Origin of the sequence: Paenibacillus sp. FSL P4-0184 (assembly GCF_038004625.1) — a bacterium.
GTDB lineage: Bacteria > Bacillota > Bacilli > Paenibacillales > Paenibacillaceae > Paenibacillus_AQ.
Genome location: NZ_JBBORN010000001.1, coordinates 4,577,134 through 4,600,421 on the forward strand (window position 1 = coordinate 4,577,134; position 23,288 = coordinate 4,600,421).

22 protein-coding genes and 1 pseudogene are annotated in these 23,288 nt (G+C 38.8%); 19 read left to right on the forward strand and 4 right to left on the reverse strand.

Going from position 1 to position 23,288, the window contains the following annotated elements; all coding sequences use genetic code 11:
* Positions 1-2 precede the first annotated feature (2 nt).
* Together MKY52_RS20115 and MKY52_RS20120 are read left to right on the forward strand one after the other, a co-directional pair.
* Positions 3-1,103, forward strand: a complete 1,101-nt coding sequence (locus tag MKY52_RS20115; RefSeq protein WP_341053049.1) for an acyltransferase — start codon at positions 3-5, stop codon at positions 1,101-1,103.
* 4 nt (positions 1,104-1,107) lie between these two features.
* On the forward strand, positions 1,108-2,244 hold the full coding sequence (locus MKY52_RS20120) for a glycoside hydrolase family 18 protein (RefSeq protein ID WP_341053465.1): 1,137 nt from the start codon (positions 1,108-1,110) through the stop codon (positions 2,242-2,244).
* A 193-nt stretch (positions 2,245-2,437) separates the two neighbouring features.
* Here MKY52_RS20120 and MKY52_RS20125 read toward each other — a convergent pair whose 3' ends face one another.
* Positions 2,438-3,229 carry a M23 family metallopeptidase gene (locus MKY52_RS20125; RefSeq protein WP_341053050.1) on the reverse strand — a complete coding sequence of 264 codons (792 nt, stop codon included), beginning with the start codon at positions 3,227-3,229 and terminating at the stop codon, positions 2,438-2,440.
* Between the two features lie 281 nt (positions 3,230-3,510).
* Between MKY52_RS20125 and MKY52_RS20130 the strand changes: the two genes are divergently transcribed.
* Together MKY52_RS20130 and MKY52_RS20135 are read left to right on the forward strand one after the other, a co-directional pair.
* Entirely contained in the window at positions 3,511-3,885 is a 375-nt protein-coding gene (locus MKY52_RS20130) for a hypothetical protein (RefSeq protein WP_340971142.1), read from the forward strand.
* 174 nt (positions 3,886-4,059) lie between these two features.
* Positions 4,060-5,700, forward strand: a complete 1,641-nt coding sequence (locus MKY52_RS20135) for an alkaline phosphatase (protein ID WP_341053051.1) — start codon at positions 4,060-4,062, stop codon at positions 5,698-5,700.
* A gap of 132 nt (positions 5,701-5,832) precedes the next feature.
* On the opposite strand, the gene MKY52_RS20140 is transcribed toward MKY52_RS20135, so the two are convergent.
* Positions 5,833-6,879 carry a DUF418 domain-containing protein gene (locus MKY52_RS20140; RefSeq protein WP_341053052.1) on the reverse strand — a complete coding sequence of 349 codons (1,047 nt, stop codon included), beginning with the start codon at positions 6,877-6,879 and terminating at the stop codon, positions 5,833-5,835.
* A 184-nt stretch (positions 6,880-7,063) separates the two neighbouring features.
* Between MKY52_RS20140 and MKY52_RS20145 the strand changes: the two genes are divergently transcribed.
* From MKY52_RS20145 to MKY52_RS20160, 4 genes are all read left to right on the forward strand, one after another.
* Positions 7,064-8,212 (forward strand): VanZ family protein, encoded by a 1,149-nt coding sequence (locus MKY52_RS20145; RefSeq protein ID WP_076299299.1) that lies wholly within the window; start codon positions 7,064-7,066, stop codon positions 8,210-8,212.
* A 152-nt stretch (positions 8,213-8,364) separates the two neighbouring features.
* On the forward strand, positions 8,365-9,132 hold the full coding sequence (locus tag MKY52_RS20150; protein WP_341053054.1) for an ABC transporter ATP-binding protein: 768 nt from the start codon (positions 8,365-8,367) through the stop codon (positions 9,130-9,132).
* Positions 9,119-11,038 (forward strand): ABC transporter permease, encoded by a 1,920-nt coding sequence (locus MKY52_RS20155; RefSeq protein WP_341053055.1) that lies wholly within the window; start codon positions 9,119-9,121, stop codon positions 11,036-11,038. The genes MKY52_RS20150 and MKY52_RS20155 overlap by 14 nt, the downstream gene beginning before the upstream one ends.
* A 5-nt stretch (positions 11,039-11,043) precedes the next feature.
* Positions 11,044-11,397 carry a YxeA family protein gene (locus MKY52_RS20160; protein ID WP_341053056.1) on the forward strand — a complete coding sequence of 118 codons (354 nt, stop codon included), beginning with the start codon at positions 11,044-11,046 and terminating at the stop codon, positions 11,395-11,397.
* Positions 11,398-11,479: 82 nt separating this feature from the next.
* On the opposite strand, the gene MKY52_RS20165 is transcribed toward MKY52_RS20160, so the two are convergent.
* Entirely contained in the window at positions 11,480-12,871 is a 1,392-nt protein-coding gene (locus MKY52_RS20165) for a sensor histidine kinase (protein WP_341053057.1), read from the reverse strand.
* Positions 12,872-12,877: 6 nt separating this feature from the next.
* The gene (locus tag MKY52_RS20170; RefSeq protein ID WP_341053058.1) at positions 12,878-13,579 is read right to left on the reverse strand and encodes a response regulator transcription factor; all 702 of its coding nucleotides are present in this window, start codon (positions 13,577-13,579) and stop codon (positions 12,878-12,880) included.
* 88 nt (positions 13,580-13,667) lie between these two features.
* Between MKY52_RS20170 and MKY52_RS30395 the strand changes: the two are divergent.
* The 11 genes and pseudogenes from MKY52_RS30395 to MKY52_RS20215 all read left to right on the forward strand — a co-directional run.
* Positions 13,668-13,820: pseudogene (locus tag MKY52_RS30395) on the forward strand (hypothetical protein); the annotation flags it as partial.
* Between the two features lie 13 nt (positions 13,821-13,833).
* Positions 13,834-14,028: an MMPL family transporter gene (locus tag MKY52_RS30400; protein ID WP_445671000.1), complete on the forward strand. Its 195-nt coding sequence runs from the start codon at positions 13,834-13,836 to the stop codon at positions 14,026-14,028.
* Between the two features lie 41 nt (positions 14,029-14,069).
* Positions 14,070-14,255, forward strand: a complete 186-nt coding sequence (locus MKY52_RS30405; protein WP_445671001.1) for a hypothetical protein — start codon at positions 14,070-14,072, stop codon at positions 14,253-14,255.
* 305 nt (positions 14,256-14,560) lie between these two features.
* A complete protein-coding gene (locus MKY52_RS20180) occupies positions 14,561-15,424 on the forward strand; it encodes a MurR/RpiR family transcriptional regulator (protein WP_060622962.1) in 864 nt (287 codons plus the stop codon).
* Positions 15,425-15,994: 570 nt separating this feature from the next.
* A complete protein-coding gene (gene murQ, locus MKY52_RS20185; protein WP_341053060.1) occupies positions 15,995-16,900 on the forward strand; it encodes an N-acetylmuramic acid 6-phosphate etherase in 906 nt (301 codons plus the stop codon).
* A 57-nt stretch (positions 16,901-16,957) separates the two neighbouring features.
* Positions 16,958-18,412, forward strand: coding sequence for an ABC transporter substrate-binding protein (locus MKY52_RS20190; protein ID WP_036688723.1), 1,455 nt, complete (start codon positions 16,958-16,960; stop codon positions 18,410-18,412).
* A gap of 104 nt (positions 18,413-18,516) precedes the next feature.
* Complete coding sequence (locus MKY52_RS20195) at positions 18,517-19,419, forward strand: carbohydrate ABC transporter permease (RefSeq protein ID WP_060622964.1); 903 nt, start codon at positions 18,517-18,519, stop codon at positions 19,417-19,419.
* An 18-nt stretch (positions 19,420-19,437) separates the two neighbouring features.
* The gene (locus tag MKY52_RS20200) at positions 19,438-20,298 is read left to right on the forward strand and encodes a carbohydrate ABC transporter permease (RefSeq protein ID WP_341053061.1); all 861 of its coding nucleotides are present in this window, start codon (positions 19,438-19,440) and stop codon (positions 20,296-20,298) included.
* The gene (locus MKY52_RS20205) at positions 20,298-21,518 is read left to right on the forward strand and encodes an anhydro-N-acetylmuramic acid kinase (protein ID WP_341053062.1); all 1,221 of its coding nucleotides are present in this window, start codon (positions 20,298-20,300) and stop codon (positions 21,516-21,518) included. The genes MKY52_RS20200 and MKY52_RS20205 overlap by 1 nt, the downstream gene beginning before the upstream one ends.
* Positions 21,519-22,490, forward strand: a complete 972-nt coding sequence (locus tag MKY52_RS20210) for a GNAT family N-acetyltransferase (protein ID WP_341053064.1) — start codon at positions 21,519-21,521, stop codon at positions 22,488-22,490.
* Positions 22,491-22,492: 2 nt separating this feature from the next.
* Positions 22,493-23,200, forward strand: coding sequence for a PIG-L deacetylase family protein (locus MKY52_RS20215; protein WP_341053066.1), 708 nt, complete (start codon positions 22,493-22,495; stop codon positions 23,198-23,200).
* The last annotated feature ends 88 nt before the right edge of the window (positions 23,201-23,288 follow it).

Here is a 23,288-nt window from a genome sequence, read left to right on the forward strand (position 1 = left end):
TTATGAATCATATATTGAAAGATAAACGAATTATATTTATAGATGTATTAAGAATAATGTCCATCATAGCCGTCATCATTCTACACTACACTGCAGACTTACTTACAAGGACAAATGATTTCAATACAACCTCTTGGTGGATTAGCAACTTTTTTAATTCGATATCCAGATTTGCTGTGCCAGTGTTTTTTATGATAAGTGGTGCAATGATCCTTAGAGTGGAAGTGAAATCATATCGGCAGTTTTATATTAAAAAAGTACTTCCTTTAATCATTTCCTTAGTTAGCTGGTCACTCATTTATGCCGTTTACACCCAATATTTCATTAAAAAAAGCAGCATGGGCGTTTATGATTTTTTTATTCATTTTTCGTACGGTTTAATCTTTGATAAAAATTATATACATTTATGGTTTCTATACGCGATTATTGCGATCTATATAACAGTTCCATTAATTAGTAAGTTGGTAAAAGTGTGCAGTGAAAAGGATTTAAAATATTATCTGCTGATCTGGTTCCTGATAAGTGTGGTTTATAAATTCATCTCCGATCTTGTATTCAGATTGACCTCCGAATATATCAATATTCCTATAACCAATATCCCTTTGTTCATGGGTTATCTAGGATACTTTATCCTGGGATATTATCTCTTTAACTATACGATATCGATGAAATCCAAAAATCTTTTCTTTAATTTAGGCATTATATCCTTTTTTGTAACGCCAATAGCAACCTATTTTTCTTCCTTGTACAGTGGTGTGCTAGATGAAATGTTCTATGGCAACTATTCACTCACGACATTTTTTATGGCTATTGGAACGTTTATCTATTTTAAAGAAAAAGAAACCGCCATTAGCGAGAAGTTTAATTACAAAGTCAAAAAAATAATTAGCTCCGTTTCCAAAGCTAGCTTTAGTATCTACTTAATTCATTTGTTGGTTGAAATAATGGTATCCAGAAGAGCAGAAATACAAGCTACTCTATTCCAATCTATAGGCAATCTTACTTTTAATGTCATTATGATATTCTTAATCAGCTATTTCACGGTTAAAGTCTTAAATCTAAATAGATATATTACACATGTCTTATTTGGGGGAAGAAGTTAATATGATGAAAATAAGTCTATATACAAAAGTCTTCCTGGCTATATTAGTTATAGGCATGGGAATTTACTATTACAATCTCAATGATTCAGACAAAAAAATAACTTCCGTGTACATACCGTTATGGAAAGACTTTAAAGATCTTAATCTAAAAGACAAAAACATTGATATTGCTATTCTCGCCTTTGCCAAAATTGATAAAACCAATGTATATTTTGATCTGGACCCTGCTAAAAATGAGATCATTAAAGAAAATATAAAGAAACTACAAGGAAATAATAAAAAAACGAGCTTCATCCTTGGTGTTGGCGGCTATAAAGCGGACGGATTCTCCGATGCTTCATTGGATGGAAACCGGTACAACTTTACTGAGAGTATGATCGCAATGGTTAAGGAGTTAGATTTAGATGGGATCGATATAGACTGGGAATATCCAGCCTTTGATTCCTGGAATACGACTAAAGCCCGACCTGAGGATACCAAGAACTTTACTAGTCTAATGAAGGAACTTGATGAAAAATTGGATAGACTCCCGCGTAAAAATAAAAATTACTATTTAACCTTTGCTGCAGGGAATGAAGAGTGGTTCTTCAAAAACGTTGAAGTTAAAAAAGTAGAAAAGTATGTGGATTTCATTAATGTCATGAGCTATGACTTGACTGGAGCTTGGTCAGATACAACAGGGTATAATTCAAATTTATTTATAGATAAGCATAAAAAGAGCAAAACCAGCGTGGATCGCATTATTCATTTATATTTAGATCGTTATGTTGATCCGAACAAGCTTCTCCTAGGTATTCCAGCTTATTCCTACGGATGGGAGAATGTTAAAAGTGATGTGAATAAGGACGCCTCATTTTTACTGGGTAAACCTATCAATATCGACAAAGTAGATTTAAGCTACAAGACGATAAAAGAAAAATATATGAACCAAGATGGATTTAAACGATACTTTGACGAAACAGCGAAGACGGCCTATTTGTATGATGGTGATACTTTTATTACGTATGAAGATAAAGAGGCCTTGCAGGCAAAAGTTAAATATATCAAAGATAAAAAACTGGCTGGTGTCATGGTGTGGGAGTATTCTCAAGACTCTGACGACGGCATTGTTAAGTACTTATCTGATAATCTGAATAAGTAGCAAGCAAAATAGAAGAGGAATAGTCTGAAGAGGCTTATTCCTCTTTTTTGTGTTTTCTTTCTTTAGCTATCCTAAAGCTGATTTGAAGTCTATGCCCGAAGTCGTCCGCATCTTTGCTGAACATCATCGTTGTTAAAGCTGTCCATTCCTCCTACGGTAACTCCTCCGAAAGACAGCTTCACTCTTCACCAGATCATGGTTCATTGCGCATTGGCGTGACTTCTGTTCCTTTTAACGGCATAGCCTTTGCATTTGTATCTTCAAAGTATAACGGCAGCCCTTCTGCTAGAATAGGCAAAAGGGTTTGGGTTGGGTCTTGGCGCTGATGATGAATATGCAGGTGGGGTTCTGATGTGGAACCACTATTTCCTACATGTCCAAGCACTTCACCGGCATTGACGTGATCTCCAACTGCAACGGTAACACTATCTTTTTTGAGATGGTTAAGTAATAAGTAGGTTCCCGTCGCATCAATTCTGAGATAAACGTGATTTCCTTCCATGGAAATGAAGTTTTCGGTACCTGGCACAATATCAGATTCATCGTCAAAAGCTGCAATAACCGTTCCAGATACCGGTGATAGGACCTTTTGCTTCCAAATTCCGTATTCTTCCAGATTAGTACTTCCTCTATTATAGGGTTCCATGACTAAATCATAGGCCCAACGTTCCGAAGGCCAAGTGGCATGAGGCAGATTATTGTCGGTGGAATCACCACCCCAGCCAACAACTGTTTGCTCAGAAAATGGCCATTTAACTGTGACTGAAGGGTGGACGTTGATTATACGTACAGGATATGCCAACTGTATAATATTCATGGTTAGGAGGAAATGTGAAGCTAATACAGTACATAAAACGAGAGGCATCCATTTATCGGAAATTTTTTTCTTCTTGATAATAGAAACTAATATTAAAAAGATATTTAATAATACTCCTACGAAACCTAGAATTGGGATGATAAATTTAAGTGACACCAGGTAAGCCATTAATCAAAAATACGCAGATCCATGACAGTAATGCTGCAGCTAAAATTGTACTACCTAAATACCCGAATGCTTGAATTATTCTTTTCATATTCGCTCCTAACGTATAAGAAAGTATATAGTAGTTAGACGAATATAACTGGAAAATCACTTCGACTGCTATTTTGGATAATATCACCGCAGGGAAATCTGAAAAACAAACATTTGTACAACTATATTTGTCTTGTACCGTTCTTTGAATTTGGTAATAGACTAAATCAATCTCAGAGAAGGAGTTGATTTAGTTGGCCAACAGTGATGTACGTCTTGCTCTATGGTCGGGTACTAATTTTACCAATCGCCGGATTCGATTCAGACGTGGAGGAGTTGCGGTTCGTGATCTTGGAGCATTTCGGTTTAACAACGTTCTTTCGAGTTTCCGACTCAGAAATGTTGTGGAGAGCTCTCAAGTAACGCTTGTACTATTTTCACGAATTAACTTTCAGGGATCGTTCCGTGTGTTCCGTGGCAGCCAAAACGTAGCGAACTTGAATAATTTTAACTTTAACAATGTCACATCTTCGTTGATATTGGTAGGCCGTATCCTTACAAGCTCCGAAATTTCCCAAATTCAAAGCACTGGTAGAGCGCCTCGAGATATCCTCGTAATAAGACAATAATAATGCATAGGGTGCCCCTAGGGCGCCTTTTTTTTTGGCAATTATCAGTAGCACAGGTCAAGTCAAAATATGCACAGAATTTAATATATAAAAAGAGAATAGGTGCTGCTCCCGCAAACAATCCTCCTTTAAACTAGATACGTACTTAACAAAATCTGCTAGAGGAGGATTCAAATGCGCAAAAAGGTTATCGGGAGAATTTGCAGTACAGTTATGGTTTGCAGTCTGCTTGCAGCAGGTAACGGAACGACCTACGCCAGTGGCGCCAATAACTCTGATGCTCCTACCAACAAATCGGTCAAGAACGTAATCCTGTTTATTACGGATGGGATGAGCTTATCCGATGTGAACTTGGCCAGATGGTATCAGGGAGGACAGGCGCTTGCAATGGATAAGTATTTCAGCGGGCTGGTCAGAACCTATTCTACGGATTCACTTACCACAGATTCCGCTGCGGGAGCTACGGCTTATGCCACTGGCCATAAGGTTAAGAGTGAGACGGTATCCATACTGCCCGACCGAATCACGATGCCGTTCGTGGATGCAGTTAAGCCAGAGGACGTGAACAAACCTCTACTTACGATTATGGATGCAGCGAGAATGGCAGGGAAAAGTACAGGAACGGTATTTACTTGTGAATTAACGGATGCGACGCCGGCTACATTTTTAAGTCATGCATACACGCGTGACAATGCGCAGTCTATTGCAGAACAGATGGTCTACAGTGGCGTAGATGTTCTTCTCGGGGGTGGCTCCGGGTATTTGCTACCCGGCAAAGAAGATATTAACCGTAAGGACGGAGAAGATTTAACCAAAGTCCTGAAATCAAATGGGTATGAATACGTAACGGATAAAGCAGGTTTAATGAATTCTAAAACGAATAAAATCTGGGGGTTGTTCAACCCCGAAGCACTGGATGCTGATTTTGACCTGAACCCGCAAAAGCAACCGAGCCTTGCTGAAATGACCAATGTAGCGATAGAGAAGTTGTCACAGAACGAGAATGGTTTTATTCTGATGGTCGAAGCAAGCCAGATTGACTGGTATGGTCATGATAACGATCCAGTGGGGATTATGAGTGAGACATTAGCGTTTGATAAAGCCTTCAAAGCCGCTGTTGACTTTGCAGAAAAAGACGGAAATACCGCAGTCTTGTCCGTTTCGGATCATGCTACTGGCGGGCTCAATATGACGAACTATGATTCCACCAAAGACCTAGTCTCCGTGTTGAAGAAAGCGAAGCACACCAGTTATTACATTGAAGGCAGTATTAATGAGAGCAATTTTAAAAAGGTCCTTGCGGATAATTATGGACTTAGTGATTTAACTAAAGAAGAAGCGAATCAAGTCAGATTAGGAATGAAAGATAACCTTTCACCGGTCATCGGTAAAATCTTGGGGAATAAGATAGGCGTAACCTTCTCTACGGATGATCACACATCGGAAGAAGTTGGATTGTTCGCCTACCATCCGGCTAATTATAAACCGACCGATTTCGTGAACAGCGGTGTAATCCAGAATACGGATGTGAATAAGTATATTCAAGAAGTGACCGGACTAAATCTGACGCAACTTCAGGATACACTGTACGTATCCAGTGATAAATTCAAGGCCAAAGGAGCTACAATCACCCTAGACAAGACCGATAAGACTAATCCGGTGGTTGTAGTGAAAAAAGCAGGCCAAGTTCTCAAGCTGCCTATAGATAAAAACATCGCCATTCTGGATGGCAAAACAACGAAACTCAATGTACTGACAGTAATGATTAAAGATAAGGTGTGGGTTTCACAGGATGCATTAGACTTGATTCTCTGAATATTCGAGTTCATGGTATGATTCTTCGACTAAAAGTTAAAGCGCTTAAACCCAAAAACCCCTTATAAAAAAGGGGTTTTTGGGTTGGGAAAAGAAATTTCGACTTGAATTGAGAAGAGGAAAGCGAAGCTTTTATCGTTTTGTTGCAGGCTTTGTTCCATAGGTCATCAAGCGCCAAAGCTTTTCTAAAGGTCCCATGGAAAAGAACTTGAACCAGATGGTACTAAAAATGATTTGAATTATATAAATCAGAACAGCGATGTAGAGAATATCTTTGGGTGAAACGACTTCGAGACCTATCATTGAAATGATTGCCGTCCCTATAATGCTTTGAGCTACATAATTTGTAAATGCCATTTGACCCACCCGGGATATGGGTGTCAGGAATTTCACCATTTGTTTGTTTTCTAATAGCAGAAATAATGTTGTTAAGTAAAACAAAGTGGTTGGAAGTGATCCTAAGCCCGTAACTGAATCTACATTGCTGCTCCCGCTTTGAGAAGCGTTCCAAATCCATAATGAGAAACCAACGAACAAAAGAAATGATGCCATTTGAATCCATCTAATTGGTTTTGATAATTCTTGTATATGTGTCAGCCAACCTGACTTTGCAGTTAAAAAACCGGCTAAAAACATAATAAAGATTTGCATAGCGTCATTAGAAAAAATATCAAGGATAGATGAGATTTCCCCTTGAGAGGGTGAAAATATTTTTACCATCAAGGAAATGATGTAAATGGATGTCATACCAATAAGCCACTTTTTAAGTGTAGAAACCGTTGTGTGATAAAAAGGGATCAGAAACAATCCGATAATGGCGTATACGGGTAGAATGGTTCCCCAAAAGATAAACACATGAATGATTCCCAGCAGTAAGAGGATCAGTAAACGTCTAGCCATACGCCATCTAGGTTTATCTCCCCTACTTTCGGCTCTTGAGGCGAAAATGTATAGACCTACTCCAAATAGGAATGAAAAAATAGAGAAGAACTTTTTTTGTACGAAGATGATTATCAAAGTATTGATGATTCCATTAATGCCACTATAGTCTGGTAAGGGATCTCCTTCAATAATAACTTTAAAGGCTCCAACATTTATAAGCAGAATGCCAAAAAGAGCAAGTCCGCGAATGATGTCGAGTGAAATGATTCTTTCTTTTTGTGAAATCGAGGGATTCATTAAAAGTTCTCCTTTGAAAATAGTTTCATTTGCTTAGAAGTCAGTATAAGTTGCGAACCTTACATTAAATTGATGCCAACATTACAGGATCCTTAAATATGATAAAATGTTCCAACTTCAGTTGAATTAGAATCAGTTTTATGGTTAATATGAATACTAAATAATTATGGGGTGTGAACTAGAAATGTCAGCATATACTCAACCAATCTTTGTGGCAGCGATCTTTTTTGTTGTTTTAGCATTTGCCTTATTTGTCCCATGGCTCATTTATACATATAGAAAGTATAACTATCTGCCATTTTCTACCACGTTAATTTCATTTTCGTTTATTTTTTACTTTCTAGCTGCGTTATTTTTAGTCTTATTGCCGTTGCCAGAGATACGCGATACTTGTTCACTACAAAAACCGGGCACACAACATTATTCACTTATGCCATTTCAATTTATAGTGAGCACCTTAGGGAATAGTGGTATCGTGTTATCACAGCCTGCAACTTATAGACTGTTATTTAGCCAACCCTCATTCTATCAAGCTTTTTTTAATTTCTTGCTATTATTACCTTTTGGTGTTTATTTGCGATATTTTTTTCAAGACAAGAAACACTGGAAAAAAGCGCTAGCAATCACGTTCTTATTAACATTATTTTATGAGATAACACAGGTAACAGGTATTTACGGGATTTATAATTGCCCTTATCGTATTTTTGATGTGGACGATTTATTGTTGAATACTACCGGCGGGGTACTGGGCTTCTTTATTGCTCCAGCCGTGTTGGCGTTATTCCCATCAAAAAAGAAAATTAATGAGAAAGCAGATAGATTATTGGCTCTTGATGAAGTAAGAGGGATGTCTGTGTTGCTGGCTGTTATTATTGATATATTTATCAGCAACATAGTAGTTAAAGTTGTGCTGAGTATGACCAACGTTAATATGGTTAGTGAATTTATTGTGAGCACAATTACACTTTCTGTAACCTTGTTTATTATTCCATGGATTTGGAATGGATCGACAATCGGTACGAAAATAATGCGTTATCGTTATGATAGTAAAATAAGTCGAGTGGAAACGAACAAGCGGTTATTTAAACGCTTTGGTGCCATTTACGCGATGTACTTCATAACAGTCATTGCGAATACTTTGAATAACGTGGAACTATCAATGGATTCTCCATTTTATAAGGCATCTATATTCTTAACGTTAGGTGCAGCATTGACCTCTATCATTTTAACGATCGTGTTGTTCATTCATGTTATATTAGTCGTCTTTGGCAAACAAAAACGCCGCTTTTACTTTGATGAAGCTTCTGATTTATATACAACGAGAAAAAAATGAATTTTTTTCAATCGTAAAGAGGTACTCCGTAGTCTTAAATGGCTACTGGGTACCCCTTTTTTTGGATTTAAGCTTATTGTAAGGTTGGCATGAATTTGCTGTAAGGTTCACAGCCTATAGTATAAGTATCAGCAAATTATGAGGTGAAATGAATGGAACCATTATTAAAAGTAGAAAACATAAAAAAAGTGTACGGGAAGTTAAGTGCTGCATACACAGCCTTAGAAAACGTGTCTTTTGACATTCATGAAGGTGAGTTTGTAGGGATTATGGGACCTTCGGGCGCTGGAAAATCAACCTTGCTAAATTTGTTAGCAACCATTGATTCTCCAACTGAAGGGAAGATTTATATGAAGAACAAGAGTATTCATGATATGAAGGAAGCAGCCTTGTCAGACTTCAGACGTGAACATCTCGGCTTCATCTTCCAAGATTACAATTTACTCGATTCCTTGACTGTAAAGGAGAACATATTGCTTCCTCTGGCGATTGCTAAAATTCCAGCGAAGAAAATCAATCACCTCGTGACTCAGATTTCTAAAGTATTTGGGATTGAAGATCTACTGGCAAAATATCCTTACCAAATCTCTGGTGGTCAAAAGCAAAGAACCGCTGCGGCTAGAGCGCTCGTGACAGAGCCTGCACTGATTTTGGCTGATGAACCAACAGGTGCGCTTGACTCTAAATCAGCAACAGATTTATTGGAAAGCTTAAGCACTTTAAATGAAAATAACAATTCGACCATTATGATGGTGACCCATGATGCCTTTGCCGCAAGCTTCTGCCGCCGGATTGTTTTCATCAAGGATGGTTCATTTTCAACAGAAATCTATCGTCGTGATCAGACACGCAAAGCCTTCTTCCAAGAGATCTTAGATGTTCATGCGGCCATTGGGGGTGAGGTTGATGACGTTATTTAGTCTAGCAAGAAAAAATATAGCACGAAACTTCTCTCAATATTTCTTATACATTGCATCGATGGTGTTTAGTATCATCATTTACTTTACATTTGTGACCTTGAAATATAGCAATACGATAGCAGAACAGACGGCTTCATCCCAAAAACTAGGCTCACTAATGAGTGGGGCGGCAGTCATTCTCATCTTTTTCGTGTTCATATTTATAGCTTATTCCAATTCATTTTTTATGAAAAAACGTAAAAAAGAAGTCGCATTGTATGCGTTGCTAGGGGTACGTAATCGTCAAATAGGTTTTATGCTCTTTTTCGAAAATTTATTGTTAGGATTATTCTCTTTAGTAGTAGGAGTTGTACTTGGGTTCCTATGTTCAAAAGGATTTATGACGATTTTAATTCATTTAATGGGTTATGACGTTGTAGCACCCTTTACATTTTCAGCGGCGGCAGCGATGAACACGGCTATCGTATTTCTAGTTATATTCTTAGTTACATCGTTTCAAGGCTATCGCTTGATCTATCAATTTAAGCTGATTGATTTATTTCATGCTTCCAAAAAGGGAGAAGTGGCGCCTAAACCATCTATGATAGTAGCTGTTCTTGGAGTGTTACTCTGTGTCTTGGGCTATTGGCTTGCAATGCAGGACCTTTTCACTTCTAAGGTATGGGAAAAAATTGGATTCCCCTTGACTGTATTAATTATTTTAACATCGGTTATTTTGGGTACATTTTTATTGTTCCACAGTGTGACTGGCTTTGTGTTAGCAATGATTAAGAAAAATGAAAAGTGGCTTTGGAAAGGCCTTCATGTCATTACTATTTCGCAGCTGCTCTATCGTATTCGTGGGAACGCACGTACATTAACTGTGATTGCCGTGTTGAGTGCTACGACAGTAACTGCCGGTGGAGCGGTCTATGGCCTTTATTACAATACGAATGACTCGGCGAAAACGATTAATCCGAATACCTTTATGTATCAATCCACAGATGCAGAAATGGACAAGCAAGTGAGTGCTGTAGTATCAGATACAAAATACGATAAAAATATTGAAGCACTATCCATTACGTTTCATACGAAAGAGTTAAACTCGTCGTCAACATTCGATAGCTCTGATAAAAGAGAATATACAGTTATCGATGAAAAAACATACAACCAATTAGCAAGTCTACAACATAAAGAAAAATTAGATGTAAAGGACGGCTACGCGGTTATTTTAGATATCGGATATGACAAAAGGTTCTCACCAATATATACAGGAAAAACTATAACAACAGGAAACGGCCATCCTCTCACATTCCAAAGCTTTAAAACGCAAAGCGTATTGAATGTAGGTACAGCAGGTATAACCGTGGTAGTCTCGGATGACCAGTATAAAGTGTTGCAAAATGATGGGGAAGTGCTGCACTATCGTGTTCTTGGGGTAGATGATGCTTCTGTAGATTTATCTAAAAAAATTGCAAACCAATTACCTGAAGAAGCGCTATTTTCAAGTGGTCCACAAGATTACCAAACAAGTTTGGAAGGTGTGGGTTCTCTGCTGTTTATCGGAAGTTTCCTTGGTCTAGTATTTCTGGCTGCTACAGGCAGTATCATTTATTTTAAGGTTTTAACAGAGGCAGAAGAGGATAAATCACAGTACAATATGCTGCATAAAGTGGGTGTCAGTGCAAAAGAAATGCGAAAATCAATTGCGTCACAGGTATTCGTTATCTTTGTTGTACCGCTTGTAGTAGGGTTATTGCATAGTGTAGTGGCTTTAAAAGCATTCTCTAGTCTACTGATGATAGATTTAGCAAAACCTGTGTTGCTCTGGATGATTGCTTATACCGTAATTTACGGGTTGTATTATTTCTTAACCGTAGCTTCTTACAATCGTATTATCACACTAAATAATAGAACAGAAGGATGATTGAGATGAAAAAATTTCTAATTACTATGGGTATTTTGTTTGTTATTGGAGTTGTAGGGGTCTTTGCTATAGCCAAGATTGATTTCAATCGCTTCAATGCCGAAAATTACTACTTACAAATCACAGAGGATGGGGAACCCCATGAATATAAACTGAGCGATGGTTCAGTCATGACCTCTTATTCTTATACACTAGAGGCTACAAATGCCAAAGGTACTACAATTTCACTGGAATTTAATGCACAAAAAAATCTTCGTAAAGGCGCCTACTTGAAAATGTATGTAAAAAAAGGTGATCAAGTCTCCTCATACGATGAAGTGAAATTAGAGGATATTCCGCTAAAGGCACTAAAAAACTAATAAATTGAAGAAGGGCTGTCTCCAATAAAGTAAGTGGAGAACAGCCCTTTTCTCTGCCTAATGAGTAAGTAAGTCATCTGTATTATAAAAGTATAGTAATGGTGGTACCGGTATTTTCATCGCTCGTCAAATCGAGGTTCCCCTCATGAGCCCAAATAATGTCTCTTGCGATGGCCATACCTAACCCAGTTCCATGCTTACTCGTTGTGTTTGTACCCCGATAGTAGCGTTCGAAAACCTGTTCCAGATCTTTAGCTGGAATACCCTGGCCATTATCAGAAATTGTAATTTGGGTATGCGGACTAATGGTTTCCACTCGAATCTTCACCACAACATTTTCATCGTTATGCACCAGCGCGTTGTAGATAAAGTTAAGGATCGCTCGTTTTAGTAATTTTTTATCTACTTTATGTACGGCTTTAACCACATTTGCCTCAAACTCTATCTGCCGTTCACCAAAGGTCGGGTCATTTAAAAGTTCAATCGTCATTTCTCGTAGAAACTGAACGAGATTCACATCTTCAAATTGCAGGGATAGCTGGTGATTACGCAAACGCGTCGTTAAATTGAGGTCATCTAACAAATCTTTCATATACATCGATTTACTCTTGATAATTGACGTGTATTCCTGTAATTCTTGGGCTGTTAAATCTGTGGCACTGTCGTTAATAAATTCTGCATAACCTTGAATAGAAGCAAGTGGTGTTTTCATGTCATGTGAAACATTGCTAATCCATTCCTCACGCATTTGGTCGAGATGTTTACGTTCCTCTTCATGCCGATCGAGCTTTTCAGATAGCTCATTCATATTACGAAAAACATCTTCATAAACACCTTTGGGAGTAGGCATTTTCTTAAAACGTCGTTCCCTGAGCTGTTGAATACCCTCTATTAATGTATGAAGGGGTGCAGTTAACTTTTTCCCAAATAGAAATCCAATGAGGATTACAATAAGCACATCAACGATTAAAAAAATGGAAAGAAAAACATTAACATCTTTGAAAATTTTAGCGTAGTCATAGGTCATTACGTACCGGCCTATTTTAGGATTATTAATCCCTAAAAAGTAACTGAAATTTTGGGCTTCGCTGACAAAAACCGTCGTGCGTGCATCTAATTCTTTATATTTATACATTTGTACAATTTCAATAGGAGAATACTCTGTTTTCAATTCTTCAGGGGTATAAAAGGCAGCTACTTGTTCCCCTTGGTCATTCAAGAATTGTACCCAGGCGCTCATTTCTTGCAGTTTTTTGAGACCTTCTTCGTTCACAACAGGTTTGCCAGCCTGTAATTCTACGTATTGTGAAAAGGTTCGGCTAAAGGTTTCTGCAGATGCTTCTTCAGTGCCAAAGTTATTATTATTTACCTTTATAACGAATAAGGAAAGGAACAAAATCGCGTTTACAATACCAACGATCACAACAATAGTCATAACCGATCTTAAAAAGCGGAGTGTCAATTTCCATTTCAATTTGTCTCACTCCTTGGTATGTAATTTATAACCTAACCCTTTAACCGTTAATAAAAAGGTTGGCTTTGAAGGGTCTACCTCAATTTTTTCGCGTAAGCGCCGAATATGTACCATCACTGTATTATCGGAACCAAAAAAATCTTCACCCCATACCTGTTCAAACAAGGTTTCTTTGCTTATGATCTGATTCGGATGATGCATGAAACAGCTCATTAAACCGACTTCTTTGGCGGTAAGCACAAGGGGTTCGCCATTCTTTTTTAATTCTGTCTCATTGGCACTAAGCTCAAAGGGGCCCACTTGCAAACTTTTCGGAGCCTTTTTTTCCTCTGTAAAGCCAGCTCTTCTCAGTTGTGCCTTTACCCGATAAGCAACTTCTTTGGGACTGAACGGTTTAGTAATATAATCATCGCCACCTATCGCCAGTCCTAACAGCTTATTAATTTCCTCATCCTTTGCAGACATAAATAAGATCGGTGCATTTGATGTTTCCCGAATTTTTCTGCATAAGTCATAGCCTTCTCCATCTGGTAGCATAATATCTAGCAAGATAAGTTCAGGATTATACTCCTGAAACTTGTCCCATCCCTCTGCAACTGTCCCGGCAGTTACAACGTCTGCAATACCTTCTTTATGTAAAACTGCCTTCATCAGACGAGCTAAATCATCTTCATCGTCTATGATTAATACCCATTTATGACTTGCCATTTGTTTCCCTCCAAATCCGTCTTTATGTACATTATTACATTATAAAGGACTCTTTATTTCTTGCGCAAAAAAATCGCAAAAGAAAGGCTTGCATGAAGATGGGTATTACTTAGACGAACATAGCAAAGCAATATTCGGTGATTTATTAAAATTCATTCTAGATATAGCCAAATCAGGTAAGGAGGAGAAATTGTTACGCCGCCCTTTGAAGATGTTCGCTAAAATGATGGAAGAAGGTGAGTTACTGTATTCGCTTGAGCTCGAAGAAGAACTTGCAGACAGCTTTTGGAATGCCATTAGATGGCAGCGACTTGCAAGGAGTGCAAGCAGCCTTAACAGGAACAACTGCAACCAATGCTGATTTGCAGAATATTTCACAGGATGACTTTGTACGTACAGCCGTGATTATGCTGGTCGGAATCATAATTGTGCTAATATGGTTGGTGTAGTATTGTCTGCTGCCTTTATTCTAGGAGGCACCTGCGCCGCGTTGATTCCTTCGGGCGTAATGACACTTATACAGGTAGCATTCGTATTAATCATTGCACTATTATTACTAAGTGTAGCGGCCATGCCGGTGTTCTTGACTGCATTAAAGCAGCTTGCTAGCCAATTAAATGGTTCAAGCAACGGTGCTACATCAAAGAATGTAGTTGACAAATTGAGTCATATTTAGGCGGTAGTAAAATTTAAAAATACATGCGTATTACGTATGCTGAGAACAATAGAAAGAATCTTCGGGGACCTTTGTGGTCCCTTATTTCACCATATCAGAAAGTATATAATTATCGACTATACCTTACAACTTTATTACGCTATAATCAACGTAAAGTCACCAGATGACCTAAGAGTAGGATGATTTTAATAGATTAATTAATATTAGCTTTTGATATGCCAAAACGTATTTTGTTATTGAAATAGGTTGTTTATATTGTTTATGATATTATTAAAGGTGTTAATTAAATCTAGAGTAGGTAGATTATGAGTCTAAATGACAACGTATTAATTAAAATTCGTGAGATGCGAGAGAGTTTTACACCAGTTGAACGATTGGTCGGAGATTACATTTTAGAAAATACGGAAGAGATCCCTCATTTGTCGATTAAGGAATTGGCTCAATCGAGTAAGACAAGCGATGCATCTGTCCTTCGTTTCTGTAAGACGATGGGTTACAGCGGATACCGCAATTTTATTGTGAGTATATCGGCATCTTTGGGTTCTCGTGATGAGGATTCAAAGGCTCAATATACAGATATTCAGCCAGGTGATGATCTCTCGACAATTATATCAAATATTTCATTGAATAATTGCAAGTCCATTGAGGATACGCTTAGTGTTATTGATCGAAAAGAAATTACAAGAGCTGTAGAATTACTATGTCATAGTAAGCGAATTGTTTTCTTTGGAATAGGTGCTTCGGGACTCGTTTGTATGGACGGGGAACAGAAGTTCTCGCGAATTAATAAGATGTGTCATGCCTATACAGATGGTCATAGTCAGCTCACGGCAGCAACTTTACTTGAGAAAGATGATGTTGCCATTTTCATTTCTAACTCTGGAGCAACTAGTGATATTATTGATGCACTGGAAATTGCCCAAAAGAATAGAGCGAAATGTATTGCGATTACGAAGTACAATAAAAGTGAGCTTGCGGAGCGGGCGGATATTGTACTGAGTATATCCACACCTGAAATAACAATCCGTAGTGGGGCTATGGGCTCGCGTATTGCGATGCTTACGATCATCGACATATTATTTGCTGGTGTCGCAAGTGCAGAATATGAAGAAGTAAAAACCTACTTAACAAAAACGCATAATATATTAAAGAAAAAACTTAGAAATTAGGTTCTGATAGAATGAATGTGGAGGAAAGCATTGATCATGGATCAATGCTTTCTTTTTTTTTGTATTTCATTCACTTCGTATACTTAAATATACTATTTATCAATCCATGTCAGATTATCTACATGATGAATACGTTGATCTAATGAATATAATAAGTAGTTTAATTCAATAATTAATAGCTTGGCACACAATTATGAGGAAGAAAATGAATGGAATCGAAGACGAAACATCATCCGGTTGAACACGGATGATGTAACTTTATGTTTCGTTGGAGCGAAAATCAGCAAATAATACATTTTTTTAAATCGATTTAACCTTAGAGCCATAGCGATCAAAGCAATTGGTAAAAATTTAAATTGCATCTTGTAAGCGCTTTATAAATGTGGTATAACATAGTGTGTAAGGAATGAAATAAAACATCAGAATTTATTTTCTTTATGAAATTATATTTCAAAATCTATTGACGAAGCGATGGTGTTGTATTAGTATAAGAACATAATAATTGTAAGTTAATCTAACGCGTTTTGTTAATTACATGACAGATTAAGGCTGGGAAGAAGGAGGATGGCTATGAATGACTACCTTGCGGGATTGACAACAGAGGCTGTGAATCCAGACACATTAATGATTGATGAATGTACTACGGAAGAAATGATCCAGTTAATGAATCAACAAGATGCACTGGTCCCCAGAGCTATAGCTGAGGAGATTCCGCAGATTGCAAAGGCGGTAGATATTCTACATCATAGGTTGTCTAATGGTGGAAGAATGTTTTACATAGGAGCTGGCTCATCAGGAAGATTAGGTGTTCTGGATGCTTCCGAATGTCCTCCTACCTTTGGTACAGATCCTTCCTTGGTGCAGGGCTATATTGCTGGTGGTGATATTGCTTTGCGTACTGCGGTTGAAGGCTGTGAAGACGATATGGATGAAGGGATCGCATTAATCAAAAGCATTGGTGTAACAAACAAAGATGTACTTATTGGGATTTCGGCAAGCGGTAGTGCAAACTACGTTATTGCAGCTTTAGCGAAAGCAAAGGAACTTGGAGCAGCCACTATCGGTGTTTGTAACAACAGAGGCTCAAAGTTCGAACCCATTGTAGATGTTTGTATAACACCTGTTGTAGGACCGGAGGTCATTAGCGGTTCGACTCGATTAAAGGCAGGAACTGCTCAGAAGTTGGTGCTTAATATGCTGACAACATGCACAATGGTCAAGTTAGGAAAAACGTACAACAACTTGATGGTTGATCTGAAGGCTAGTAATTTTAAGCTCGTAGATCGCTCGATTCGTATCATCATGAACACGACTGGTGTAGATACATCAACCGCCGCAGAAACACTTGAAAAAGCATCTATGAACTGTAAGCTGGCAATTATGATGATTAAATCGGGGTTAGATGCAAAAGAAGCAGAACAAGTACTTAACGCAAACGGAGGACGCTTGAAACAGGCAATCGCATCATTGGTTTAGGTGTGAAAAGTGGAATAACAGGATGGATGCTATTAATAATTGAGGAGGCTGTTTTCGATGAAAAAAAGATCACGTGGATTAACTCTGTTTTTGTCAGGAATCATGATGGTATCACTATTATCGGCTTGCGGAGGAAACGGAAATAACGCTCCAGCTTCTACAGATTCCGGTAACACAGGAACTAGTAACGGTGGTTCTGAGCCTAAAAAGGATACGATTACAGCACTTTTACCTCCGATATCAGCGAACTATCAAACACGTTTTGCTGATATGGAAAAAGAATTTAATACACTACATCCTAACTTGACTTTGAAAATCGAGCCAGCGAGCTGGGAAGATATGACGCAAAAACTTGATACTCAAGTAAATGCAGGTTCTCCTCCAGATATTGCTTTTATCGGTGCTTCAGGAATTTCGAAATATGCAGCACTTAATGTACTAATCGACCTTAACGGTGCCCTTTCTGATGAAGCCAAGGCAGATTATGACGAAGTTCCATTGAAATATTTCCAACTAGGTGACGCTCAATACGGCCTACCAGCGTATATGGAAATCCACACTATCGGTGGTAACAAACAATTCCTTGAAGAAGCCGGAATTGATTGGAAAAGCATTCAACAAAACGGTTGGACTTATGAAGAGTTCCGTAATGCAATTTCTAAAGGCGTAGTGAAAAATGATAAAGGTGAAACTACTCGTTATGGTTTCGTGTTCGCAACATCTGGTGTAGCATCTAAAGACTATCTAGCTATTCTTGCTAAAACTGCAGGTTTACCAGATTACTTCGATAAAGATCTTAAATATACGTATACAAGCAAAAACTTCTTGGGGCTACTTACATCTATTCGCGAAATGATCAACGATGGTTCTATGCCTAAAGAGCTAAGCTCTATCGATGCTGGTAAACGGTGGAACATGTTCCTAACGGGTCAAACGATGATCACAGGTAAAGGTTTATCTGCATTTGAAAACTCTGCTCGTCTAAACAATGAGAAGATTAAAGCGAACGATGGTTCAGCTGTTGCAGATTCTATTGAAGTTGATTATATTTCACTTCCAGTCCCAACATTCAACGGTGCCGATTATGTCCCTACTTCAATCGTTGATGGTTATATCGCACTTCGTGGTAAAAAAGCTCCATCTGAAGAGCACATCAAAAATATTGCCCTAGCAACGAATTTCTTGTCTTCTGGTTCAATTGCTGCTAACTACAGTAATGAGCTGTTCTTATCACCAATTACTGAATCTGCACGTAATGCAGAAGTACTTGAAAAATTCCCTCGTAACGAAGATAACGTTGCTGCAGGTAAAGCTATGATGGCAAAAGCGCTTCCGGCTCGTACAGATATTCCTACTGATCTGGCTGCTGAAGCATTAAAAATTGAAACAGAAGTTATTATTCCTAAACTACAAGCCTTACTTGCAAATGAGATTGCTCCACAAGAAATGTATGATGCAGTTAAAGCAGCTGCAATTAAATCTTTCGGTAAAGATGGTATTGTAGTTGACTAGTCTGTCTTAGGCTGACATGTGAAAGCTGTGCGTAGCTAGAACGTACAGCTTTCCTTCTAAATTAGCTAGAGCTTGTACTGTTTTTAGAAGAGAGGTGCGACCCAATGAATCAAACGTTGACTAAAAGAAAAAAATTGAAACTCGAAAGTGACTCAGGTTGGGGATACGCGTTTATCGCAGTAGCACTTATTGCGTTTTCTTTATTTACCGCATATCCAGTCATCAATGCTTTTATTATCAGCTTACAAAAATATGGTCCATTAGGATCCACTTTTGTCGGCATGGATAACTTCGTTAACTCGTTTTCAGATGAACTTTTCTGGAAAGCACTGAAAAACACGTTAGTATATACGCTATTAACTGTTCCGTTTAATATTCTTCTATCATTTTTAATTTCAATTTTGATTATTCCTTTCAAGAAAAAAACACAAACGATCTTTAAAGCACTATATTACTTGCCAGCCGTAGCATCTGGTGTAGCGCTTTCTGTTGTGTGGCTGTGGATCTTCGATCCGTTAAAATCAGGTATTGCCAATAAGCTCGTGAGTTTTTTAGGTATTGAAAATCAAAACTGGCTTGGTTCCAGTGCAACTGCTATGTTCTCACTTGTGTTAATGTCATGGTTATCAAGTCATGGTACAGCAATTATTATTTATATAGCCGCATTACTCGCTATTGATAACAGCTATTATGAAGCAGCTGAAATTGACGGCGCGTCTTTCCTGCAAAAGCTTTGGTTTATCGTTGTCCCTTTCCTTAAGCCAACAACGCTATTCCTACTTGTTACTGGTGTTATCGGTTCCTTCCAAGTATTCCAAAACGCTTATCTTATGACAGGCGGTGGACCAGACCATGCAACAACAATGGTAGGTTTGTTAATCTTTAACAATGCGTTCACATATTTTGAGTTTGGTGAGGCAGCGGCACAATCATTAGTTCTAGCAGCGATTATCGGATTTATATCATTCCTTCAATTCAAGTTTATAGGTAAAGATGTAGAATACTAGGAAAAGGAGCAGAATACTATGGGTTTGTACAACAATAGCTTAAGAAGCAAAGGGTATCTGTTTATGCGTAATGGTGCAAACATTACGTTCCTTATCCTATTTGCCGCAGCTACCATATTCCCGATATACTTTATGGTCATCTCCTCGTTCGGTGATCCGGTAGAAGCTGGTGCAATGAGCTATTCTATCCTACCATCGAAGATATCATTTGAATCTTATAAATTCTTCTTTAACTTCAGCCCACATACATGGGACTGGTTATTGAACTCCTTTATAGTGGCAGCGTGTATCACGGTATCTAACGTATTTTTTGCTACACTTGCTGGATATGCTTTTGCAAAAATGAAATTTAAAGGGAAAAACATTTTGTTCGCTATTTTGCTGGGATCTATGATGATTCCTGTTCAAGTCACTCAGGTTCCACTATATATTTTGATCGTAAACATTTTTGAATTACAAAATACGTACACAGCGTTGATTATGCCGAGCATAGTAACGGTATACAATATCTTCTTGGTTAAGCAGTTCATGTCCTCCATTCCAGGTGAAATTATTGAATCTGCTAAAATCGAAGGTTGTTCCCAGCCTAAAATCTTCTGGTATATCATTATGCCTCTATCTAAAACAATTATGGCAGTACTAGCAATCCTAACGTTCATGGCGGCATGGAATGACTTTTTCTGGCCGTTCCTAGTAACGAATACGATGGATATGCAAACCATTCAGGTCGGCTTGAAAAACTTTCGCTTTGCGAATACAACTTACTTTGCACCGATGATGGCGGGGGCAACCATTTCAGCAGTTCCAATGTTTATTTTGTTCTTCAGTTTACAAAAATACTTCCTCGAAGGGGTAACAGTTGGAGCGGTGAAAGGTTAATGGACAAACAATCAAAAGTTGATGCAACATACTTAGTTGGCTTGATGTCCGGTACATCAGTAGATGGTATTGATGCAGCAGTAGTTAAGCTTTTCCCATCAGCCGAAAAAGAGCATGGAGTAGAGATTGAATTACTGGCTTTTGAAAACACACCTTTTGAGATGCAAGTTAGAAACTCCATATTTGAGCTTTTTGATCCCGCTAGCGCTACGATTGATAAGGTTGGCGCAATGAATATGTGGCTTGGCGAATTATACGCCCAAGCCACATTATCCGTTATAGGGAAATGCGGCCTTTCGCCTTCGCAAATATTCGCAGTAGGATCGCATGGTCAAACAATCTATCATGCTCCGGATGAGAATGTTATGGGCGGTTATAATCTGCATTGTACCGTTCAGATTGGGGATGGTGCAGTTATCGCCAATCGCACAGGAATTCCTTGCGTATCAGACTTTCGAGTTGCTGACATGGCAATGGGTGGACAAGGAGCTCCGTTAGTACCATTTACCGAATACTTATTGTTTAACAATCCAAAGAAAACACTTCTGATGCAAAATATTGGCGGAATAGGCAATGTGACTGTTTTGCCTGTAAAGGCCTCACCGGATGAGGTATTTGCTTTTGATACGGGTCCTGGAAATATGATTATCGATGGCCTTGTATCGCAATTATTTGCACCAATGACAATGGATGTTAATGGCGAAATTGGTGCGGGCGGTCAAGTGATTGATGAGCTATTGAAATGGATGCAGCAGGATAATTATTATACGATGCCGTTACCAAAATCGACAGGCAGAGAACGGTTTGGCCAACAATACGTGGCACAAATTATTGAAATGATGAAGGTTAATCACTGGAAAGCAGAAGATGTTGTTGCAACAGCTACGTACTTAACTGCCTGGAGCATCGTCGATAGCTATGAACGGTATATTGCACCGCAGCACCAGGCTGAGCAATTGTTAATTGGCGGCGGTGGAAGCTATAACAAGACGCTTTTGCGTGATTTACAGCACTTATTTGCACCGCATAACGTGCAGGTGCTGACGCAGGAGGATATCGGTGGTAATAGTGATGCTAAGGAAGCAATTGCTTTTGCTCTGCTAGCGTGTTACACGATGGAGCGCTTACCAAACAATATCCCGCTAGTAACTGGAGCTTCACAGCCAGTAGTAATGGGCAAAATTTCCTGGCCCTATATTGGACGTTCACAGGAGGCTTAAATGTTGCAAATCAGACCCTTTTCAATTGAAGATCACTCTGCAGTTGTAGAGCTTTGGAATCGTGAGGCTACAAAATATGATTATAAACCATTTACAGAGCGAGAGTTTCAAGATACATTCATCGACCATCCTTATTTTGACGCTGACTGTATATGGGTAGGCTGTGACGAAAAAGGGATTGTTGGTTTTGCAGCTGGCTGCTGCGGTGACGATCTCCCTCTTGGAGATGTGGCCGGTTATATTACGAGTGTTATTATAGATACCCATGTGGCTTCTCTGGAGCTTTACGATGCTTTTCTATTGCGTTTAGAAAAAAGATTCCAAGAACTTGGGAAAAGACAAGCGGATGTATTGTTTTTCAACCCTGTTAAGCTGAAGTGGAGTATACCAAGTGCACCTCAGCATGAGCATAATAATGCCCCGGGCATCAGTAAGGACCAGCCATTATATGAAGCTTTAATGGCTAGAGGCTACGAAGATCGAGCGACGCAATGCGGCATGTATTTAAAACTCGGAAGCTTTATTGTTCCCGAAGATATTTTAGATAAGGAAACCAAAGCAAATAGCAAGGACTATTACATTGGGCGCTATGTCCCTGATTTACATACAGGGCTTGAAGCAACGCTTGCTGCCCTGCAAAATCCGCAGTGGAAGAAGGATATTGTTACTGATGTGAAGGTTGGCGCACCACTTGTAGTAGCTGTGTACGGCAACGAGGTTGTGGGCTTTGCAGGTCCAATTATTTCGCAGCCTGATGGAAGAGCATTTTTTTGCGGTATCGGAGTGCACCCAGAGCATGAGGGTCATGGCCTTGGCAGTGTATTATTTTTCAGAATGGTTGAAGCTTTTCAAAATGTGGGCTGTCAATATATCTCTCTATTCACTGGAAATAATAATCCGGCTCTTCGAATCTATCAAAAAGCGGGCTTTACTATTGAAAAACAATTTTCTATATTGCGGAGGGAACTTTAAAGATGAGTGAAAAATTCACAGTATTAGCAATTGGAGCGCATGTTGGTGATGTGGAGCTAGCTTCTGGTGGTGTGCTTGCTAGTCATAGTTTAAAGGGAGATCGCATTGTGACACTAGCGTTAACTGCGGGTGAACGAGGGGTCCCGGCAGGACAGGATATGAAGGAATATCGTCAGCAAAAAGTGAAAGAGGCACAGGTTTTTGCGGATATGCTAGGCGGTGAAGCCATTGTATTCGATGATTATTGTGACGGAGAGTTGCCTGACAATCAAGATATTCGTATGGAGGTTTGTGATGTAATTCGTCGCGTGAAGCCTAACATTATTATTACACACTGGAAAAACAGTATGCATAAGGACCATGCGCTAACGCATCATATCGTAAATGATGCCCGTTTCTTCGCAAGTCTATCATCCTTTGAACGAGCGCTCCCCGCGCACTTTGCAGCAAGATTATATTACTCCGAAAACTGGGAGGATGCGGTTGATTATGTCCCTTACGTATATGTGGATTTCGATCAAGCGGCATTTGATCTATGGATAGATGCTTTAAGCAAGCATTGGTTTGTGACGAATAGCAAATCTTTCAAATACATGGATTACTATAAAGCACTAGCAGTTGTTCGCGGCTGTGAAGCAAGAAAGACATATGCAGAAGCATTTATGGTGCCTGCTGAAACGGTGAAGGTTAGGCAGTCTAGTCTTTGGTAACTATTCAACTAGCTAAGAGGGAGTGTTTCTATGTATAGCAGGAAACATTCCCTTGTTCTATCAATTTATGCGAAAAAGCAGCTAGGAG

Excerpts from the sequence above, each read along its gene's own strand:
- MKY52_RS20115 (WP_341053049.1), top strand. The coding sequence starts at position 3 with ATGAATCATATATTGAAAGATAAACGAATTATATTTATAGATGTATTA.
- MKY52_RS20120 (WP_341053465.1), top strand. The coding sequence starts at position 1,108 with ATGAAAATAAGTCTATATACAAAAGTCTTCCTGGCTATATTAGTTATA.
- MKY52_RS20125 (WP_341053050.1), bottom strand. The coding sequence starts at position 3,229 with ATGGCTTACCTGGTGTCACTTAAATTTATCATCCCAATTCTAGGTTTC.
- MKY52_RS20135 (WP_341053051.1), top strand. The coding sequence starts at position 4,060 with ATGCGCAAAAAGGTTATCGGGAGAATTTGCAGTACAGTTATGGTTTGC.
- MKY52_RS20140 (WP_341053052.1), bottom strand. The coding sequence starts at position 6,879 with ATGAATCCCTCGATTTCACAAAAAGAAAGAATCATTTCACTCGACATC.
- MKY52_RS20145 (WP_076299299.1), top strand. The coding sequence starts at position 7,064 with ATGTCAGCATATACTCAACCAATCTTTGTGGCAGCGATCTTTTTTGTT.
- MKY52_RS20150 (WP_341053054.1), top strand. The coding sequence starts at position 8,365 with ATGGAACCATTATTAAAAGTAGAAAACATAAAAAAAGTGTACGGGAAG.
- MKY52_RS20155 (WP_341053055.1), top strand. The coding sequence starts at position 9,119 with ATGACGTTATTTAGTCTAGCAAGAAAAAATATAGCACGAAACTTCTCT.
- MKY52_RS20160 (WP_341053056.1), top strand. The coding sequence starts at position 11,044 with ATGAAAAAATTTCTAATTACTATGGGTATTTTGTTTGTTATTGGAGTT.
- MKY52_RS20170 (WP_341053058.1), bottom strand. The coding sequence starts at position 13,579 with ATGGCAAGTCATAAATGGGTATTAATCATAGACGATGAAGATGATTTA.
- MKY52_RS20180 (WP_060622962.1), top strand. The coding sequence starts at position 14,561 with ATGAGTCTAAATGACAACGTATTAATTAAAATTCGTGAGATGCGAGAG.
- murQ (WP_341053060.1), top strand. The coding sequence starts at position 15,995 with ATGAATGACTACCTTGCGGGATTGACAACAGAGGCTGTGAATCCAGAC.
- MKY52_RS20190 (WP_036688723.1), top strand. The coding sequence starts at position 16,958 with ATGAAAAAAAGATCACGTGGATTAACTCTGTTTTTGTCAGGAATCATG.
- MKY52_RS20195 (WP_060622964.1), top strand. The coding sequence starts at position 18,517 with ATGAATCAAACGTTGACTAAAAGAAAAAAATTGAAACTCGAAAGTGAC.
- MKY52_RS20200 (WP_341053061.1), top strand. The coding sequence starts at position 19,438 with ATGGGTTTGTACAACAATAGCTTAAGAAGCAAAGGGTATCTGTTTATG.
- MKY52_RS20205 (WP_341053062.1), top strand. The coding sequence starts at position 20,298 with ATGGACAAACAATCAAAAGTTGATGCAACATACTTAGTTGGCTTGATG.
- MKY52_RS20210 (WP_341053064.1), top strand. The coding sequence starts at position 21,519 with ATGTTGCAAATCAGACCCTTTTCAATTGAAGATCACTCTGCAGTTGTA.
- MKY52_RS20215 (WP_341053066.1), top strand. The coding sequence starts at position 22,493 with ATGAGTGAAAAATTCACAGTATTAGCAATTGGAGCGCATGTTGGTGAT.